The sequence below is a fragment of the Microbulbifer mixtoriginis (SeqCode) genome (genome assembly GCF_052467705.1).
The window spans coordinates 2,916,517-2,934,549 of record NZ_CP174322.1 but is presented as its reverse complement, the minus strand read 5'-3'; the positions used below and the strand labels follow the sequence as shown (position 1 = coordinate 2,934,549).

At 50.3% G+C, this 18,033-nt stretch carries 17 protein-coding genes; 8 read left to right on the top strand and 9 right to left on the bottom strand.

Features of this window, described 5'->3' with window-relative positions:
- Positions 1-10: 10 nt before the first annotated feature.
- The 5 genes from ACJJIB_RS12790 (at position 11) to ACJJIB_RS12770 (ending at position 4,502) form a co-directional block, all read left to right on the top strand.
- A complete protein-coding gene (locus ACJJIB_RS12790; RefSeq protein WP_353505426.1) occupies positions 11-223 on the top strand; it encodes a DUF1656 domain-containing protein in 213 nt (70 codons plus the stop codon).
- A 2-nt stretch (positions 224-225) separates the two neighbouring features.
- Positions 226-1,347 (top strand): HlyD family secretion protein, encoded by a 1,122-nt coding sequence (locus tag ACJJIB_RS12785; RefSeq protein ID WP_444886338.1) that lies wholly within the window; start codon positions 226-228, stop codon positions 1,345-1,347.
- Complete coding sequence (locus ACJJIB_RS12780; RefSeq protein WP_444886337.1) at positions 1,325-2,851, top strand: efflux transporter outer membrane subunit; 1,527 nt, start codon at positions 1,325-1,327, stop codon at positions 2,849-2,851. Before ACJJIB_RS12785 ends, ACJJIB_RS12780 begins: the two co-directional genes overlap by 23 nt.
- A gap of 191 nt (positions 2,852-3,042) precedes the next feature.
- Positions 3,043-3,927, top strand: coding sequence for an arylamine N-acetyltransferase family protein (locus ACJJIB_RS12775; RefSeq protein WP_444886336.1), 885 nt, complete (start codon positions 3,043-3,045; stop codon positions 3,925-3,927).
- Positions 3,924-4,502, top strand: a complete 579-nt coding sequence (locus ACJJIB_RS12770; protein WP_444886335.1) for a flavodoxin family protein — start codon at positions 3,924-3,926, stop codon at positions 4,500-4,502. The genes ACJJIB_RS12775 and ACJJIB_RS12770 overlap by 4 nt, the downstream gene beginning before the upstream one ends.
- Before the next feature lie 914 nt (positions 4,503-5,416).
- Here ACJJIB_RS12770 and ACJJIB_RS12765 read toward each other — a convergent pair.
- From ACJJIB_RS12765 to ACJJIB_RS12735, 7 genes are all read right to left on the bottom strand, one after another.
- Positions 5,417-6,838, bottom strand: a complete 1,422-nt coding sequence (locus ACJJIB_RS12765) for an 8-oxoguanine deaminase (protein ID WP_252081796.1) — start codon at positions 6,836-6,838, stop codon at positions 5,417-5,419.
- 346 nt (positions 6,839-7,184) lie between these two features.
- Positions 7,185-7,607: a GNAT family N-acetyltransferase gene (locus ACJJIB_RS12760; protein WP_444886334.1), complete on the bottom strand. Its 423-nt coding sequence runs from the start codon at positions 7,605-7,607 to the stop codon at positions 7,185-7,187.
- Between the two features lies 1 nt (position 7,608).
- Complete coding sequence (locus ACJJIB_RS12755) at positions 7,609-8,763, bottom strand: JmjC domain-containing protein (RefSeq protein ID WP_444886333.1); 1,155 nt, start codon at positions 8,761-8,763, stop codon at positions 7,609-7,611.
- Positions 8,764-8,919: 156 nt separating this feature from the next.
- Positions 8,920-10,293, bottom strand: coding sequence for an adenylosuccinate lyase (purB, locus tag ACJJIB_RS12750; protein WP_444886332.1), 1,374 nt, complete (start codon positions 10,291-10,293; stop codon positions 8,920-8,922).
- Between the two features lie 15 nt (positions 10,294-10,308).
- Positions 10,309-10,944, bottom strand: a complete 636-nt coding sequence (gene hflD, locus ACJJIB_RS12745; protein WP_152453442.1) for a high frequency lysogenization protein HflD — start codon at positions 10,942-10,944, stop codon at positions 10,309-10,311.
- A gap of 9 nt (positions 10,945-10,953) precedes the next feature.
- Positions 10,954-12,099 (bottom strand): tRNA 2-thiouridine(34) synthase MnmA, encoded by a 1,146-nt coding sequence (gene mnmA / locus ACJJIB_RS12740; RefSeq protein WP_444886331.1) that lies wholly within the window; start codon positions 12,097-12,099, stop codon positions 10,954-10,956.
- Between the two features lie 97 nt (positions 12,100-12,196).
- Positions 12,197-12,811: a pseudouridine synthase gene (locus ACJJIB_RS12735; RefSeq protein ID WP_444886330.1), complete on the bottom strand. Its 615-nt coding sequence runs from the start codon at positions 12,809-12,811 to the stop codon at positions 12,197-12,199.
- A 149-nt stretch (positions 12,812-12,960) separates the two neighbouring features.
- Here ACJJIB_RS12735 and icd point away from each other — a divergent pair, with 149 nt between their 5' ends.
- Positions 12,961-14,211, top strand: coding sequence for an NADP-dependent isocitrate dehydrogenase (gene icd / locus ACJJIB_RS12730; protein ID WP_252081790.1), 1,251 nt, complete (start codon positions 12,961-12,963; stop codon positions 14,209-14,211).
- A gap of 115 nt (positions 14,212-14,326) precedes the next feature.
- On the opposite strand, the gene cspD is transcribed toward icd, so the two are convergent.
- A complete protein-coding gene (gene cspD / locus ACJJIB_RS12725; protein WP_444886329.1) occupies positions 14,327-14,626 on the bottom strand; it encodes a cold shock domain-containing protein CspD in 300 nt (99 codons plus the stop codon).
- 280 nt (positions 14,627-14,906) lie between these two features.
- Here cspD and clpS point away from each other — a divergent pair, with 280 nt between their 5' ends.
- Together clpS and clpA are read left to right on the top strand one after the other, a co-directional pair.
- Positions 14,907-15,287, top strand: coding sequence for an ATP-dependent Clp protease adapter ClpS (gene clpS, locus ACJJIB_RS12720; protein WP_252081789.1), 381 nt, complete (start codon positions 14,907-14,909; stop codon positions 15,285-15,287).
- A 134-nt stretch (positions 15,288-15,421) separates the two neighbouring features.
- Entirely contained in the window at positions 15,422-17,707 is a 2,286-nt protein-coding gene (gene clpA, locus ACJJIB_RS12715; RefSeq protein WP_444886328.1) for an ATP-dependent Clp protease ATP-binding subunit ClpA, read from the top strand.
- 91 nt (positions 17,708-17,798) lie between these two features.
- Here clpA and infA read toward each other — a convergent pair whose 3' ends face one another.
- Positions 17,799-18,017 (bottom strand): translation initiation factor IF-1, encoded by a 219-nt coding sequence (infA, locus tag ACJJIB_RS12710; protein WP_010130378.1) that lies wholly within the window; start codon positions 18,015-18,017, stop codon positions 17,799-17,801.
- Positions 18,018-18,033: the final 16 nt, after the last annotated feature.

The window sequence follows — 18,033 nt, the reverse complement described above, 5'->3', positions numbered from 1 at the left end:
GGGTTAATGTATGGAAAAGATACCTCATGATGTATCAGTAGGAGGTTTTTTTATTTCTCCAGTTCTAGTTGCGGGGGTACTTGGGGTGCTCGCGGCATTACTTACCGCAAGACTCCTAGATCGTTACCGCCTTTCTAGATACTTTGCAAACCCGCCTGTAGTAATTATATCGTTGAGCATTATCTACTCAGTCTTTATTGGGTCAGTATTTGTGGGTATTTAAGGGTGGAGAAGTTTAGAAAGTACATACTTACGGCGAGTATGGTATTCCTGGCAATGTTTGCATTGGTTCTTCAGTTTTGGAAGTATCTCAACAACCCCTGGACTAGAGATGGGAAAGTGCAGGCGGATATTATCCAGGTTACTCCTAGAGTTTCAGGTCAAGTGGTTTCGCTGCCTATTAGAGATAACCAATTTGTCAATGCGGGTGAACTTCTATTTCAAATAGACCCAAGAACCTATGAAGCCGCTTTGGCGGAAGCCAAGGCTCAATACGAGGAGGCCGTCGATATTTATAATGCTCAGAGGGAGAATATTCTGGCTTATGAAGCTAGGATAAGGGAGTCCTCCGCGGCTATAGATTTGGCGCAAAGCAACATCAATGCACTAGATGCAGAGATTACCAAGGCTAGAGCGGAGTATAGGCGTCAGCAAGAACTACTTCCTCAGCGCGCAACTTCAGTGAGATCTCTTCAGGCCGCACAAGCTGAGTTTGAGTCGTCAGTGGAGTATCGGGCTGGTGCAGAGGCAACACTCGTTAAATCCTTAGCTGCTTTAGAGCAATCTCAGGCTGAATTAGCACAGGTCCGTGCGCAACTCGGTGCACTTGGGGCAGATAATCCTGGTGTGCGCGCAGCTCTGGCTTTAGTACGTCAGGCTGAACTTAATCTGGAATATACAACGGTGACGGCGCCTGTATCCGGATATGTTACAAATCTGGATTTTCGCTTCGGGGATCAAGCTGTAGCAAACCAGCCCGCACTATCAATAGTGGATATTAGTACTTATCGAGTAGAAGGTTATTTTCGTGAAACCTTTATACGCAGAATTGCTCCAGGGGATAAGGCAATAGTGACATTAATGGCATACCCACATAGGCCACTCAAAGGGTATGTTGAAAGCATTGGCTGGGGTATTGCACAAACTGATGGAACTGCGGGTAACGACCTTTTACCACGAGTTGATCCAACTTTTGAGTGGATTCGTCTCGCTCAGAGAATCCCGGTGAGAGTTCATTTGACAGAAAGGCCTGAGTCTGTCGAGCTTCGTGTTGGTTTTACCAGTTCAGTGCTCATATTGAGCAATACTGCGAGCGCCGACCAAGATGATACGGCGCAAAATCCTTAGCCTGTTTAGGTTTGAATATCTACGCAAGTCCTTAGCTCTTGGTGCTTTTTCTGTATTTGTTGGTAATGGTTGCATGCTGGGCCCAGATTATGTACCGCCCCCTGTTACAGTTGAAGACACCTGGATTTATCAAAACAGTAAACGGGTAGATATCCTTGAAACAGTGAATCCTTACTGGTGGCAGTCTGCCTTCGCCGATCCTGTTCTGGATGATTTGGTAGAGCAGGCAATAGAAAATAACCTGGAATTGCGATCAGCCGCATTAAGAGCACTGCAAGCGCAGCAGCTCCTCGCTATTGCAATAGGGAATCAATATCCACAGATACAGCAAATTGAGGGGCTCGTAGATCGCTCCAAATATGTTCGCTCTGGTATAACCGGAAACTATCAGAGTGAGTACTACCTTAATTTCAATTTAACCTGGGAGTTGGATATGTGGGGGCAGTTGAGGCGATTGGTTAATTCCGCCGCAGCTGACTTTGAGGCCAGTATGGCTGAATATGATGGGCTGCTTGTCTCAATCATTGCACAGGTAGCGCAAACATATATCAATATTCGCACTGTAAAACGCCGTATTCAGGTGGCACAGGAAAATATTCGTATTCAGACTGAAGGGCTAAGAATCGCTGAAGTAAAATTTCATGCAGGAGAGGTCAGTGCGTTGGATGCCGAACAGGCCCAAACCTTATTAAGTAACACTCAGGCTGCTGTTCCTGCGCTGGAAGCTACGCTTCAGCAGTTCAAAAATACCCTTTCAATACTACTGGGTATGCCCCCTCATAGCCTTAATGACCTCCTTTCTGTATCTCCAACGGTGCCCCATGTGCCCTCAATTATAACGATAGGCATGCCGCAGGATCTTTTGCGTCAGCGTCCTGATATTCGCCAGGCTGAGCGGCTTCTCGCAGCACAGGGGGAGCTGATTGGTGTTGCTCGAGCGGAGCTATACCCAAACTTTTCAATCGGTGGGCTAATAGGAGCAATTGATATCAGGGGGGGGCAGTTAAATGGCAGAAGTGATGCTTGGGATTTATTCGTTGAGTTTGATTGGAATGTGTTTAATTATGGCCGGTTGCGCAACAATGTGCGCTTGCAGGATGCGACCTTCCAGCAGCTGGTATCAGACTACCAGCAAGTGGTCTTACAGGCGCAGGTTGATGTTGAGAATGCAATAGTTGCATATCTCAAATCCCAGGAACAACAGTACTTTTATAATATCGCAGCTATGGCTTCTGAAGAGGCCGTCAATCTCTCCATGACGCAATATGTCGACGGAGCGATACAGTTCAACACTGTTATCACCACGATGGTTTCAAATTTTACCCAGCAGGATCTCTTGGTGATTGCCCAAGGTGCAGTAGCAGCGAATCTAGTTCAGGTTTATCTTTCTCTTGGGGGCGGCTGGCAGATTCAAGATGGGCTGACACCATTGGAGTTATTACCCGAAGAGACAATAGAGGATATGCTTCGCAGGACTCACTATTGGGATAAGATCTTGGAATAAGGTCTCTTTGCACTTGTCTGGCCCGCACCAATCCATTAATCCGTATCTTCAGGATGATCAGCGTACCATCAGCCGTTTAGAGACATTTGGCGCAAAAAGAGTAAAGAGAATTAGCAATCGATATTGACCTAAACCAAGGTTCAGGTATTAGACTGCTGCTATTGTTGATTGGCCATGAGGATTGAAGTCAAATGACACCAAGCACCCATAACATCAATTTATCAAAATACTTAGCACGTATTGGTTACCGCAATAAGCTAGCCCTGGATTTGAAAACCTTAAGGGATATTCTTACGCAACATATTCGTACTCTGCCATTTGAGAATGTAACGTCCTTTCTTGGGAGTCCCGTGAATATTGAGATGGCCGCTATTGAACAAAAGCTTGTGAACCAAAAGCGTGGTGGTTATTGCTTTGAGCAAAATGCTTTGTTACGGGCTGGGTTACAGCAGATAGGCTTTGCTGTTACAGGACTTGCTGCTCGGGTTCTTTGGCAGACTCCACCGGGCCACCAGCCAGCTCAGTCTCATATGATCTTACTTGTAAAAGTAGGGCAGGTACCTTATTTGGTGGATGCGGGCTTTGGCAGCAATACACTGACTGCACCTCTGCGCTTAGATGTTTCAGGTCCTCAGAGTACGCCCCACGGTACTTATCGCTTAACCCAATCGGGTGAGGACTATCTATTAGAAGTGAAGATCCATGATGCCTGGCATTCAATGTACAGCTTTGATTTACGGCCACGTACAGCGGGCGACTATAAAATCGCCAATTGGTTTTGTAGTACTCACCCTGAGTCCCGTTTTGTAGAGCACCTGATTGCTACTCGTGCTTTCCCCGAAGGGCGTCATGCTTTACTGGATCGCCAATTGAGTTATCAGCCGATAACTGGAGCAAAGACAGTCATCATGCTGGCGAATGTTGAAGAGTTACGCAAAACGCTATTAAGCATTTTTGGGATCGAGGTGCCCGAGGATATATCTTCCTTTGAGAGGTTAGCTGGCCTCTTTGAGAACGGCTCATCTCAAAAGGTGGCAGAGCATGCTGCTGTGAATACTGATCGGGTCGCATCATGATTAAAGCAGGAGTTGTTTATCACTCCGCTTGCGGCAGTACAAGGACATTGGCAGAAGCCACTGCGGATGGAATTAATAGTATCCATGGATGTGAAGGAGTTACATTTGCTGTTGAGGCCAAGCATATTCAGCATGGGCGCTATGAGAATCCTGACTTGATGCATCGTCTGGATCAGTGTGATGGAATTGTGCTGGGCTCGCCAACTTTTATGGGGTCGGTTTCAGCCCAGTTTAAGGCTTTTATGGATGCGGCCAGTGAACGTTACAGTAATCGCGGCTGGGTTGATAAGCTATCTGCAGGTTTTACTATCGGCAGTAATTTCAGTGGGGATCAGCTTAATACTCTAACTACTTTGCAGATATTTGCCGCGCAGATGGGGATGTTGTGGGTGCCTAATGACATTTTACCAAATCTGGATGTACAGGGGCGAAATAGAAGTGGTTGTCAGTCCGGTCTTGTGGCTGTTGTTAATAGTGAAGGGGCTGTGCATGAGCTTGATCGACTTACGGCTTTATATTTGGGGGAGCGAATAGGGCGTCTATTAAAGCGCTTTAGTCCTTGCGGCAGTATCTAATATCCAGCAAATAAGTTTTGATAAAACTTTAGGGAAAGTGGCGTAGCTCAAGAGGAATAGCCTCGATGTTCTTTAATTGAAAGGACTGAGGCTATTTTGCGTTATCTTTAAAAGAAAAATCTGCTAATGAGGCCGAGACAGATAACTAGATCTGTCAACTGGAAGGCTGATTGGTAACTTAGGAATTTTCACTGCTCGTGGGCAAGGGATTAAGATATTTGGTTTTTATTTCTGTTAAATCAAAATATTGAAGGAGTTCTAGCTTAGGCCCAAGGACTATTTGCAAAATACGACCTAATATAAGCCCTGAAGTAAGTACCATTTCTGTGGCTAACTCGTGCGCTGATTTTGATATATGGACTTGAATGATTGAAAGGGCCAGGGCGGAGTCTCTGAGCCCAGCTCCTGCGATTAAGCAATAAGTCCTTGTTGGTAATATGTAGGCATGACTAAAGTGGTCGAAAAACCCAATGATGAGACGTCCAGTGATTATTCAGAACAAGATCACTGTATTGTTGATAGCCCCTTCCCATATATTTTTACCAAAAAAATCTACTTGAATTTGTATATTCTAAAAATCGAAGTGTGTAAGAGTACAGTCTTAGAGATAAATATAAAAAATCAGAGCCGCCCAATACTGTGTAGAATTCCTGCAAATTCTAAACTTGCTTGCAAGTGGTAACAGATACTCCTTTGACTCATTTGAAATTTTTGGTTTGCTGTCGGTATGGAGTCCTATTTCGGTTTTGGGCTAGAGAAGTGCAAATAAAACTGAGAATGCAGCGCTGGTTGAAAAAAACCGTACAGCAACGCCCTAGGTAGATACCTTTTCTTTCCTTCCACACTTACTACTATTCTGTGCCCATTAGCCATTAGCCATTAGCCATTAGCCATTAGCCATTAGCCATTAGCCATTAGCCATTAGCCAATAACCTCTGGCTCCATTGATTGTGATCTCGAATAACGGGTTCCATATTTATTGAAGTAATCTCTCCATTGCTCACAACTTGTCGACCGTGAATTACTACAGTTTTTGCTGATTGGGGGGCGCAGAAGACTATCGCGGCAACTGGATCTGAAAGAGCCCCGGCATATTGAATAGTGTTGAGTTCTAGAGAAAAGAAATCAGCACAACGCCCAACTTCCAATGCTCCGATATCAGTACGATTAAGAACGCTGGCACCACCGATAGTGGCAAGCTCTAAAGCTTCCCTGGCTGTCATCCATTCCGGCGAGCGTAGAGGGTGGGACTGAGGAAGTTGGGCGTAGCGATGTGGCCCCTCCGGTGGGCGAAGGCCCATGCGCAACCTTGAGAGCAACATTGCCTGGCGGGTTTCCAAGAGCATATTGGAGGCGTCATTGCTGGCTGACCCATCCACACCAAGTCCCACTTTAATTCCAGCTGCAATATAGTCTTTAACGGGGGCTATCCCTGATGCAAGGCGCATATTAGAGCTTGGACAGTGAGCGATGCCACACCCGGTACGAGCAAAAGTATTTATTTCTTGTGTATCGATGTGTATTGCGTGAGCAAACCAAACATCGGGCCCCAACCACTCGCTTTCTCCCATCCACTCCAGAGGGCGCTTGCCAAATCGTTCTAAAGTGTGGCGCTCTTCATCAAATGTTTCGCAAATATGCGTGTGTAGCATAACGCCTTTATCACGGGCCAGCAGGGCAGTTTCTTTGAGCAGATTTTCTGAAACAGTAAATGGAGAGCAGGGGGCCAGAACAATTCGAGTCAGGGCTCCATAGCTTGCATCGTGATAGCGATCAATGACCCGGATACTGTCTTGGAGAATAAAATCTTCATCTTCGACACTTTCATCTGGGGGTAAGCCCCCTTGTGATCTGCCCAAAGACATGGAGCCGCGGCTTGCATGGAACCTCACCCCTAAGTCCTTTGCTGCTTCAATATGAAAGTCCACTTTGTTGCCACTTTTAAATAAATAAGAATGGTCAAAAACCGTGGTGCAACCAGAGAGAATAAGCTCAGCCAAACCAATCAAAGCACTTGTGCGAGAGGCTTCTGGATTTATCCGGCTCCAGATAGGGTAGTGAAGCTGAAGCCAAGCGAATAAATTTTTGTTCTGGGTCGCTGGCAGGTTGCGGGTGAGAGTCTGGTTTAAATGGTGATGAGTGTTCACCAGTCCTGGTAGGACTATCTGCCCGCTAGCGTCAATAATGGTGTCAGCGCTCATGGGTAGTTTATCTGTGGGGCCTACAGCCGTGATAATGCCTTCTTCGGCAAAAATACCGCCATTGGGAATCTCACGTCTTTCTGAGTCCATGGTTACCAGTACTTCAGCATTCTTAAGCAGTAGTGTCTTGGGCATATGATCTGAGCACTCACTTATAGGGTTTCCTGGCATTCTGATATTAGCCTGGGCAGTCTTTCGCAGGGCGAGAGTTTTGACCCGAGTAATAAGTAGCCGGTACTCCTGCGGTTACTCCAAGTTGCGATACGGAATCCAGTTCAGAGCACTAAAAGAATACACTTACAAAGCCGTTATCATTTATTTTTATTTTACCGCTAGCTACGTCGACGAATATGTTAGTCAGAAAGAGGAGGGGGAGTAGTCTCGCGAGACCTAAAAATTAGTGGCGGACATTTCATTTTTAACGAGCAGACGGAAATGAAGGCGTCGGTATGCGTAAACATACCAGCGCCTTCATTACGGCTTAGTGCAACTGACGAATCATTTTGATATGAGGGATATTGGCCTCGTAAAAGGTCTCTCCCTCTGGGATAAAGCCACTCCGAATGTAGAAGCCTTCAGCATGCTGTTGTGCATGTAGATATACACTGCGAAAGCCCTGTTGTTTGGCAAAGTCACAAATCGCCTTGAGTAACTGGGCCCCCAGACCTTTGCCTCGGGCGGATGGCATGATCGCCATCCGCCCAACTTTACCACTTTTGCTGAGCCGTCCGGTTCCAACGGCAACATCACCATTAAAAACTAGGAAGTGTTGTGAAGATTCTTCCTGGTTATCCCACTCCAAGTCGGCAGGAACTTTCTGTTCCTGGACGAACACAGTTTCGCGGATAGTGCGAATGCTTTCTTTTTCTTTTTGCCAGTCAGCGGGGCGCACCAGTGCGGCCATATTAGAAATCCTCAGGGGGATAAATTAGTGTGCCTTGGGCTACCAATTGGTCAATTAAACCATCAGGGGTGGCAATTTCTGGAAAGGTTTCAAAGTCGCTCCAGGAAATTTCGTGGGACTCGGCAAATTGTTGAGCAAAGGTGATTGGTGCGGTTAGGGCTTCACCGTCGACAAATAACGTGGCCGGCTCCCTGGAAAAGGCGACTCGAGATGCGGGGTTTAGCACCAATGGCATCCCCTTTGGCATTTGCTCACGCCAGTCAGCGGCCTCATCAGCGTCTAGTGCGACGGTATCAGGGTATTTTGCTTCCGTCATCACTGCGCCAAACCACTGAGTGACCTTCTCTGGTTGCTTAAGCCACTCGGCCAGTTGTTGTTGTAAGCGAGCTACGGACTCGGGATCAACTTCCGCTGGGGATTTTGTCGGTTCCATGCCGGCATCGGTATAACGCAGGCTATCCTTCAGTCCCATTGCCACTTCGGCCGCGAGATCTTCCAATATGGCTGAGGCAGAAGGTGCTCGGAAGCCAATGGAGATCGTGGTGCAGCCGCCCTCGGCGATACCCCAGTGACTGTATTGTGGCGGGAGGTAAAGCATGTCGCCAGGCTCCAGTACCCAGCTGTTCTCAGCATTAAATTCTTTCAGGATATTGAGGGGCGTGCCTTCCAGGCGGGGATTGGTCTCATCCACTTTCGCTCCCTGCTGCCACAGGCGTTTGCCCTCGGCCTGGAGCAGAAAGACATCGTATTGGTCATAGTGCGGTCCGACACTCCCCTGATCCGCCGCGTAACTAATCATCACATCATCCAGGCGCCAGTCTGGGATAAAGCGAAAATACTCTTTTAATTCAGCCACTTCGGAAAGCCATTGATCTACGGCTTGTACAAGTAGGGTCCAGTGCGTGCGGGGTAGGGATAGAAAGTCTTCCTCAGTGAAAGGGCCGTTGCGTAGCTCCCAGGGACCGCTCTCGCCATTTTCAAGCACCAGGCGAGATTCAATCGTCTCCTCCAGAGCCATTCCGGCAAGCTCTTCTCCGGATATGGGCGATTCGAAGTTGGGGAAAGCATTGCGGATCAGCAAGGGTTTTTGCTGCCAATAATCGCGCATAAAAACTTCAATTGGCATATCGCCGAGATGGGTAAGGGGGCTTGCCACGGTAACTCTCACTGTTTGTTGGGCTGGGGAAATGTTCTCTAGTCTGCCGCTAATAGGTGTAACTCACCTAAGGTTAAAGCTCTGCAGAGTAGAGCGGCAGTAAAGAAGTTTGAATAAATTTCCGGCCACTGCGGTGTGGCCGGAAGCGGTGCTCACTTAGATTTTGCGAGCTTGCTCGACGGCGTTACCGATGTAGGATGCAGGAGTCATTTCCAGCAGTGCGCTTTTGGCTTCCGCAGGAATTTCCAGATTCTCGATAAACACTTTCAAGGTTTCGCGGGTGATGCCCTGGCCGCGGGTAAGGGCCTTCAGTTTCTCGTAAGGCTCTTCGATGTTGTAGCGGCGCATCACAGTCTGGATCGGCTCTGCCAGAACTTCCCAGGAGCTGTCCAGGTCTTCTGCCAGGCGTTCACGGTTGATTTCCAGCTTGCCCAGCCCCTTCATGGTGGCGGCATAAGCGATGGCAGAGTAACCGGCACCCACACCCATGTTGCGCAGTACGGTGGAATCGGTCAGATCGCGCTGCCAGCGGGAGACTGGTAACTTCGCGGCCAGGTGCTGGAATACAGCGTTGGCCAGGCCCAGGTTTCCTTCGGAGTTTTCGAAATCGATAGGATTGACCTTGTGCGGCATAGTGGAGGAGCCCACTTCTCCGGCAACGACTTTCTGTTTGAAGTAACCGAGGGAAATATAGCCCCAGATGTCGCGGTCAAAGTCGATCAGGATGGTGTTAAAGCGCGCAATAGCATCGAACAGTTCGGCAATATAGTCGTGTGGTTCGATCTGGGTGGTGTAGGGGTTCCAGGTGAGGCCGAGCGAGGAAATAAATTCTTCCGCATTCTTTTCCCAGTCGATATTTGGGTAGGCAGATAGGTGGGCATTGTAGTTGCCTACAGCACCGTTGATTTTACCCAGCAAGGGGACAGCCCCTACCTGGGCTACCTGGCGGCGAAGGCGTGCAACCACGTTGGCGAGTTCCTTGCCCACGGTCGTAGGGCTGGCGGTTTGGCCGTGGGTGCGAGACAGCATGGGCACGTCGGCGAAATCCTGGGCTAGCTGGGCGATCTTTTCTACCAGGCTATTCATTGCGGGCAACATAACGTTGTCGCGACCAGCGCGTAGCATCAGAGCGTGGGACAGGTTGTTGATGTCTTCAGATGTGCAAGCGAAGTGCACGAACTCGCTTACTTTTTCCAGCTGGGCATTGCCGCTGATTTTTTCTTTGAGGAAGTATTCAACCGCTTTCACGTCGTGGTTGGTGGTGCGCTCAATTTCTTTGATACGCCCAGCATCTTCCAGGGAAAAGTTGGCCACAATGCTATCGAGCAGCTGGCTAGCAGCTTCATCGAATTGCTCTACCTCAGTGATTTCTGAGTGCGCGGAGAGTTTCTGAAGCCAGCGCACTTCCACTTCAACACGGGCGCGAATCAGGCCGTATTCACTAAAAATTTCGCGTAGGGGGGCAGTCTTGCTCTCGTAGCGACCATCAATAGGGGATACCGCTGTGAGTGCGGAAAGCTCAACTGTCATAGTAAATCTCCGGGATTAGTTTTTTATAGATTCGATCTGTGCGATTAGCTCGTCGGTCGCACGCAATAGTTTTTTGCGTTGAAATAGCAGGTGCAGGCGCCTTCCACCCAACTGTCGCCACAGCGTGGCTGAACGGATACCGGCAAACAGCATTGAGCGGATTTGGTTGGCGACGCGCTGTTGCTGCAGGAAATTAAAATCTCCCAGCACCTGGATACGAAAGCGGAAAGTGCCGAGGGTATCGCTATAAATACTGGCGAGATTGGAAAATACATTCTCGTGGGTGGGGGCGAAGTGTTCCGCCTGAGTCTTGGCTTTTTCGAGGCGGCTGCCAATGATGGAGAGCAACTCTCCTTTCTTACTCAATTGCCGCTGCAGATAGAGCACAGACAGTGCATAGCGCAGGCAGTCTGTGTATTCAGGGTGTTGCCGCGATTGCAGTAACTGCCGTGAGACCTGCAAGCCGGGCAGCAGCTTCTCTGCGCCGGCGAACACATCTTCGGTGCGATCTGGGTTGAGCTGGAAAAGGCTGTATACCCCGGTCTCCAGCTGGGCCTGGGGAGCGGTGCCTGTTTTGGCCAATCGCTCCACTAAAGTTGCGGATTGAAATATTCCGGCCAATGCCAGAGCCTGATCCCGCCAGTTATTCAAGGTTACTCCTTAGTGTTTCTTGTATTTTTCCGGTACGGCAGTGCCGATACCTGTAGCCTGTTCGATAACTGCGCCGCCGAGGCATATTTCGCCATCGTACAGGACCAGGGATTGTCCTGGGGTAATTGCCCGCTGTGGCTCGTCAAATTCCACCGTCAGGTTACCACCCTTTTGCACCCGTATTGTGCAGTCCTGGTCTGGCTGTCGGTAGCGGGTCTTCGCTTGACAGCGGAAAGACTCACCCGGTGCGGCGCCATTGATCCAATGTGTTTGGGTTGCCACCAGACCCGTGGCGTAAAGCAGGGGGTGATGTGCCCCCTGGGCAACAATCAATACGTTGCGCTCTAGGTTCTTTCCGACTACGTACCAGGGTTCTTCGCCCGCGCCCTTTACCCCTCCGATACCAAGACCCTGCCTCTGTCCTATGGTGTGGTACATCAGGCCGGCGTGGCGCCCCATAATTTCACCTTCTGGGGTTTCCATGTCGCCCGGCTGGGCGGGCAGGTACTGTTCCAGAAAGTCCTTGAAGCGGCGTTCGCCAATAAAGCAGATCCCCGTACTGTCTTTTTTATTGTGGGTGATAAAGCCGTTTTCCTCAGCGATACGCCGTACTTCAGGTTTTTCCAACTCGCCCAGTGGAAATAGAGAGCGAGCGAACTCACCCTCGCCGACAGCGTGGAGGAAGTAGCTTTGATCCTTGTTGCCATCCAAGCCCTTGAGCAAATAGGTGCGACCTTCTATATCGCGTCGGCGGGTGTAATGTCCGGTGGCAATGGCATCAGCTCCCAGAACTTCGGCATATTCCAGGAAAACTTTAAACTTGATCTCCCGGTTGCACAGAATGTCCGGGTTAGGCGTGCGCCCGGCCTTGTATTCTGCCAGGAAGTATTCGAAGACGTGGTCCCAATACTCGGCAGCAAAATTGGCGGTATGCAGCTTGATGCCCAGTTTTTCACATACCGCCTGGGCATCGGCCAAGTCTGCTTTCGCGGTGCAGTACTCAGTGCCGTCATCTTCGTCCCAATTCTTCATAAACAAGCCCTCCACCTGGTAGCCCTGCTGCATGAGCAGAAGTGCGGCTACAGAGGAATCCACACCGCCGGACATACCGACGATGACGCGTTTGGGCTGTTTGTTGTGCGTGGAATCAGGCATAAGAAGGACAGTCACTACTTCACTGGGATGGAAAGGGGGCGAATTTTACCTGTGAATCGGGCTTCTGACCAAGGCCGCTTTTATCTTGGGTTATTGCTTATTGTCTCCGGCGAGGACGATTGCGCTTCTGAGGTGGCTTCGACTTGCCTTTGGGCCTTGGCTTAGGCGCAGAGAAAACCTCCTCCGAGCGGTGCTGCCCCGGCTGCAGAGTGCCGAGATTCCAATTGCCGATAGCCATTCGAACCAAGCGCAGGGTAGGGAAGCCAACCGCTGCGGTCATACGTCGCACCTGACGGTTTCTACCCTCGTAAATGATAAGTTCTACCCAGCTGGTGGGAATGGACTTGCGCTCTCGGATTGGGGGATTGCGCGGCCACAGGTCGACCTCGGAGAGTCTGCGGACCTTAGCGGGCGCTGTGCGTCCATCCTTCAAATCTACGCCTTTGCGCAGAAACATCAGGGCGTCATCTGAAATGTCCCCCTCTACCTGAGCCCAGTAAGTCTTCGCCATCTTTCTCTTCGGGTGGCTGATTTGATGTTGTAGCGCTCCATCATCTGTGAGTAGTAGAAGTCCCTCCGAGTCATAGTCGAGCCGACCCGCGGCATAGAAGCCCTTGTGCGGGATATAGTCTGCCAGCGTGGCGCGACCCTGGGGGTCCGTGAATTGGCTTAACACGCCAAAAGGTTTGTTTAGGAGAATAATCTTGGGCATAAGAAAAATTGAGTATTGTAATCCAACTACAAAAATTAGCCGATGCTGCTATAATCCCGCCGATTTTTATCCCCGCCCAATGGTCCCGGGGGAGCGGTGCAAGCAACGCTGGACCTAAAAAGTCATAGAATTTTGGGAGTTTACGCAATATGGGTCACATCCAAGTGCCGGCAGACGGCGAAAAAGTTACAGTCAATTCCGACGGTTCGCTGAATGTTCCGAATCGCCCGGTAATTCCGTTCATCGAGGGTGACGGCATCGGTGTGGACATCACTCCGGTAATGCGCAAAGTAATCGACGCTGCGGTAGAGAAAGCTTTCAGCGGCGACAAGAAAATCGAGTGGATGGAAATCTACTGTGGTGAGAAAGCCGCAGAGACTTACGCTGGCGACTGGTTCCCAGCTGAAACTCTGGAAGCGATCAAAGATTACGTTGTCAGCATCAAAGGCCCTCTGACCACACCTGTGGGCGGCGGTTTCCGTTCCCTGAACGTTGCCCTGCGTCAGGAGCTGGATCTGTATGTATGTCAGCGTCCAGTTCGCTGGTTCAGCGGTGTACCTTCTCCGGTTAAAGAGCCGAACAAGGTAGACATGGTTATCTTCCGTGAAAACTCTGAAGATATCTACGCTGGTATCGAGTGGAAAGCTGATACCGACGAAGCCAAGAAAGTTATCAAGTTCCTGCAGGACGAGATGGGTGTTAAGAAAATCCGTTTCCCTGAGAACTGTGGTATCGGTGTTAAGCCGGTTTCTGCAGAGGGTACCAAGCGTCTCGTGCGCAAGGCTATTCAGTACGCTGTGGACCAGGATCGCGATTCCGTAACCCTGGTACACAAAGGCAACATCATGAAGTTCACCGAAGGTGCCTTCGCCGATTGGGGTTACGAGCTGGCTCGCGACGAGTTTGGCGCTCAGCCGCTGGACGGCGGCCCCTGGCACAGCTTCAAGAACCCGAAGACTGGCAAGGAAATCGTTGTTAAGGACGTAATTGCTGACGCTATGCTGCAGCAGATCCTGCTGCGTCCGGCTGAGTACGACGTAATTGCTACCCTGAACCTAAACGGTGACTACCTGTCTGACGCACTGGCTGCACAGGTTGGTGGTATCGGTATCGCTCCGGGCGCAAACCTGTCCGACGACGTTGCCCTGTTCGAAGCAACCCACGGTACTGCACCTAAGTACGCTGGCCAGGACAAGGTTAACCCGGGCTCTCTGATTCTTTCCGCTGAGATGATGCTGCGTCACCTGGGCTGGAACGAAGCTGCTGACCTGGTAATCAAGGGTATGGAAGGTGCTATCGAAGCCAAAACCGTAACCTACGATTTCGAGCGCCTGATGGATGGTGCTGAGCTGAAATCCTGCTCTGCGTTTGGTGACGAAGTGATCAAGCACATGGCCTAATTGGCTGATTTGGGGCTAGGTTTTTTAATCAACCTGGCCCTAACTAGAAAAAGCCCTTTGCTTTGCAGCAAGGGGCTTTTTTGTTGGCGGGGTCTGCTTGTGCGGGCTTGCAGCGCTAGTCGAGCATCTCTGCCTCTTTTTCCCGCTCTGTTTCAGAGTGGTTGGGATCTGCAATAGCGGCCACTTTGGGGCTTGGTGCGGTCTCTGCCGCCACTGCGGTGGAAATATTGGCGGCGTGATAGCCTTTGTCGCCTCTGACGATATCAAAGGTGACCTGTTGGCCGGCCTTTAGGGTTCGGTAGCCTTCCATCTGAATAGCGGAATAGTGCGCAAACAGATCCTCCCCTCCTTCATCTGCAAGAATAAACCCATATCCCTTAGCGTTGTTGAACCACTTCACGGTACCAGTAGGCATATCGAACTCCCTCTAATTGCCTGAGTGGCCAGTCGGCCACCTTACAGAGTTTTTATATTTATTTGACCTGCGGATTAATCGGCTGCGATCCTATCTGCGACTAACGGCTGTGAATGAGCAGGCACTACCTCTTGTAGTCAACTGCTATAGGAATGTCAAGAAACCGCGCTTGAGGCTGTGATCTCCCTGTGTCGTTGGTCAAATAAGGTTACAATGGCAGGTCATTGATGGTTGAGCATGCTGCACTATCAAAGCTCGATAGAACACATTGATAATTGTTATGAGTATTTTGCAGGTCATTAAACTAGGCTCCAGTGATTCTGGAGAAGACTATTTCGACGGTGAGGGTTCCGAGGGTGGGCTCGCATTGGAGGAGGCGCCGCCACGGCTCAAGCGCCCGCCTATGTACAAGGTCATCATGTTGAACGATGACTACACCCCCATGGACTTTGTCGTAGAGACTCTGGAGTTGTTTTTTGGGGTTAACCGTGAGCGCGCCACACAGTTGATGTTGCAAGTACACACGCGGGGAAAAGCAGTGTGCGGTGTCTATACTCGGGATATAGCGGAGACAAAGGCCGCTCAGGTTAATCAGTTCGCCCAGGAGAATGAGCATCCACTATTGTGTGAGATCGAGGCGGACGAGAGTAAAGACGATTGATTGAAATTACAGCTGCTTTAGCACAAGGGTCCCGTCACCTGAAGGGAATCAGCCAGGAGTTAGACGCCGGCAAAGGGTGCACGCCTACCAGCGGAGTCGGCGGGGAACATTGGCGATTAGGGTTTGAGGTTTAAATGCTCAGCAAGGACTTAGAGGTAACGCTCAATCTGGCGTTCAAGGGTGCACGAGCGAAGCGGCACGAATTCATGACTGTGGAGCACCTGTTACTGGCGCTTCTGGATAATGAGTCGGCTGCTGACGTGTTGCATGCCTGTGGGGCCGACCTGAGCGCACTGCGCCGCGAACTATTGGAGTTTGTGGACTCTACCACGCCGTTAATCCCAGAGGCGGACACCGATCGCGAAACTCAGCCCACATTGGGTTTCCAGAGGGTGTTGCAGAGGGCTGTTTTCCATGTTCAGTCATCGGGGAAAAAAGAGGTTACCGGTGCTAATGTACTCGTGGCTATTTTCTGTGAGCAGGAAAGCCAAGCCGTTTATTATCTGAAGCAGCAGAGTGTTGCGCGTATCGATGTAGTCAATTACATCACCCACGGAATTTCCAGGGTCGGTTCCAGCGGCAACAATCACAATCACCACCACGGTTCAGATACCACCCAAGAGCAGGTGGAAGAGGAGATCAGTACTGGCTCTGAGCCTGGAGGTTCTGACCCCCTGGAGAGTTACGCGACCAACCTGAACCAAGAGGCTATCTTGGGGCGAATTGATCCCTTGGTAGGGCGAGGCCCCGAAGTAGAGAGAGTCACCCAGGTTCTTGCGCGGCGTCGCAAAAACAACCCCTTGTTGGTTGGAGAATCCGGAGTTGGTAAAACTGCAATCGCGGAGGGGTTGGCCCGACGAATAGTGGATGAGGATATCCCTGAGCCACTAAAAGAGAGCACTATTTACTCCCTCGACCTCGGTTCTCTGCTCGCTGGTACCAAGTACCGTGGGGATTTTGAGAAACGTTTTAAAGCGCTGCTGGCAGAGCTGAAGAAGCGCGAGCATGCAGTCCTGTTTATTGATGAAATTCACACCATTATTGGAGCCGGCGCAGCATCCGGCGGCGTTATGGACGCCTCCAACCTGTTGAAGCCGCTGCTGTCCAGCGGTCAGCTCCGCTGCATTGGCTCCACCACCTTTACCGAATATCGTGGCATTTTCGAGAAAGATCGTGCGCTTTCCCGTCGTTTTCAAAAGATTGATGTTAGTGAGCCATCGGTAGAGGAGACCGTGCAAATATTACAGGGGCTTCGGAGTTGTTTCGAAGACCATCACAAAGTTCGTTTCACTGACGCCGCCCTCGATGCCGCAGCTCAGCTTTCCAGCCGCCATATCACCGAGCGCTTCCTGCCTGACAAGGCGATAGATGTAATTGATGAGGCCGGAGCTTTCCAATCGCTGTTGCCGGTTGAAGAGCGGACTGAGGTGATTGGTATTAGTGAAATCGAGTCGGTAATTGCCAAGATGGCCCGTATCCCGGCCAAGAGTGTCTCCGCTTCTGATAAAGAGCAGTTGTCCAAGCTTGATGACAACCTCAAGATGGTGGTATTTGGTCAGGATCGTGCAATTGAGGCGCTCAGTACGGCGATCAAGCTCAGCCGTGCTGGGTTGGGTGCTGAGGAGAAGCCCATAGGATCCTTCCTATTCTCTGGCCCCACAGGCGTTGGTAAGACTGAGCTCTGTCGTCAGCTGGCCAAGGTGATGGGGATTGAGCTAATCCGCTTCGATATGTCTGAGTATATGGAGCGACATACGGTTTCCCGTTTGATCGGTGCGCCACCGGGATATGTGGGTTTTGATCAGGGCGGCTTGCTGACTGATTCTGTGACTAAACATCCACATAGTGTGGTACTGCTCGATGAGATTGAGAAAGCTCACCCAGAAGTCTTCAACCTGCTTCTCCAGGTGATGGATCACGGAACTCTGACAGATAATAACGGCCGCAAAGCGGACTTCCGCAATGTCATATTAATTATGACCACTAATGCGGGCGCTGAGCTGATGAGTCGTCGGTCTATCGGCTTCTCCAGCCAGGATCACTCCTCCGATGGTATGGAGGAAATCAAAAAGATGTTTACCCCAGAGTTCCGCAACCGCCTCGACAGTATTATCCAGTTTGGCTCTCTGCCACTGGATGTGGTTAAAACTGTAGTGGATAAATTTATTGTCGAGTTGCAAGCGCAGCTGGATGACTCCCGTGTGACTCTGATCGTAGATGATGAGGCTCGCGAGTGGCTGGCTATTCGCGGTTACGATGAAAAAATGGGGGCTCGGCCGATGTCGCGTTTGATACGAGACAAGCTGCGTAAGCCATTGGCTGAGTCAGTCTTGTTTGGTGAGTTGGCAGAAGAGGGGGGCCGCGTGGTGGTCGTCATAGAGAATGATGAACTCTCCATAAAAACGGCGGTTCCTGCCTAGCTCTACAAGAAAATACATCAAAAAAGCCACCGCAAGGTGGCTTTTTTGTGTCCAGGGCAAATCACCTTAAGCTCTTTGCCTGGCGAGCGAATTAGCGGGCGCGGTAGGTGATGCGACCTTTGCTCAGGTCGTAGGGGGTGAGTTCCACTTTGACCTTATCGCCGGTGAGGATGCGAATGTAGTTTTTACGCATCTTTCCAGAGATGTGCGCAATGACCACGTGTCCGTTTTCCAGCTTTACGCGGAAAGTGGTATTTGGCAGGGTGTCGATCACCTCGCCTTCCATTTCAATATAATCGTCTTTTGCCATGCGGCAGCAACCTTCA

What these genes read in the sequence shown, in the direction of transcription:
- ACJJIB_RS12790 (WP_353505426.1), top strand. Translation starts at nt 11, where the DNA reads ATGGAAAAGATACCTCATGATGTATCAGTAGGAGGTTTTTTTATTTCT.
- ACJJIB_RS12780 (WP_444886337.1), top strand. Translation starts at nt 1,325, where the DNA reads ATGATACGGCGCAAAATCCTTAGCCTGTTTAGGTTTGAATATCTACGC.
- ACJJIB_RS12775 (WP_444886336.1), top strand. Translation starts at nt 3,043, where the DNA reads ATGACACCAAGCACCCATAACATCAATTTATCAAAATACTTAGCACGT.
- ACJJIB_RS12770 (WP_444886335.1), top strand. Translation starts at nt 3,924, where the DNA reads ATGATTAAAGCAGGAGTTGTTTATCACTCCGCTTGCGGCAGTACAAGG.
- ACJJIB_RS12765 (WP_252081796.1), bottom strand. Translation starts at nt 6,838, where the DNA reads ATGCCCAAGACACTACTGCTTAAGAATGCTGAAGTACTGGTAACCATG.
- ACJJIB_RS12760 (WP_444886334.1), bottom strand. Translation starts at nt 7,607, where the DNA reads ATGGCCGCACTGGTGCGCCCCGCTGACTGGCAAAAAGAAAAAGAAAGC.
- purB (WP_444886332.1), bottom strand. Translation starts at nt 10,293, where the DNA reads ATGACAGTTGAGCTTTCCGCACTCACAGCGGTATCCCCTATTGATGGT.
- mnmA (WP_444886331.1), bottom strand. Translation starts at nt 12,099, where the DNA reads ATGCCTGATTCCACGCACAACAAACAGCCCAAACGCGTCATCGTCGGT.
- ACJJIB_RS12735 (WP_444886330.1), bottom strand. Translation starts at nt 12,811, where the DNA reads ATGCCCAAGATTATTCTCCTAAACAAACCTTTTGGCGTGTTAAGCCAA.
- icd (WP_252081790.1), top strand. Translation starts at nt 12,961, where the DNA reads ATGGGTCACATCCAAGTGCCGGCAGACGGCGAAAAAGTTACAGTCAAT.
- cspD (WP_444886329.1), bottom strand. Translation starts at nt 14,626, where the DNA reads ATGCCTACTGGTACCGTGAAGTGGTTCAACAACGCTAAGGGATATGGG.
- clpS (WP_252081789.1), top strand. Translation starts at nt 14,907, where the DNA reads ATGAGTATTTTGCAGGTCATTAAACTAGGCTCCAGTGATTCTGGAGAA.
- clpA (WP_444886328.1), top strand. Translation starts at nt 15,422, where the DNA reads ATGCTCAGCAAGGACTTAGAGGTAACGCTCAATCTGGCGTTCAAGGGT.
- infA (WP_010130378.1), bottom strand. Translation starts at nt 18,017, where the DNA reads ATGGCAAAAGACGATTATATTGAAATGGAAGGCGAGGTGATCGACACC.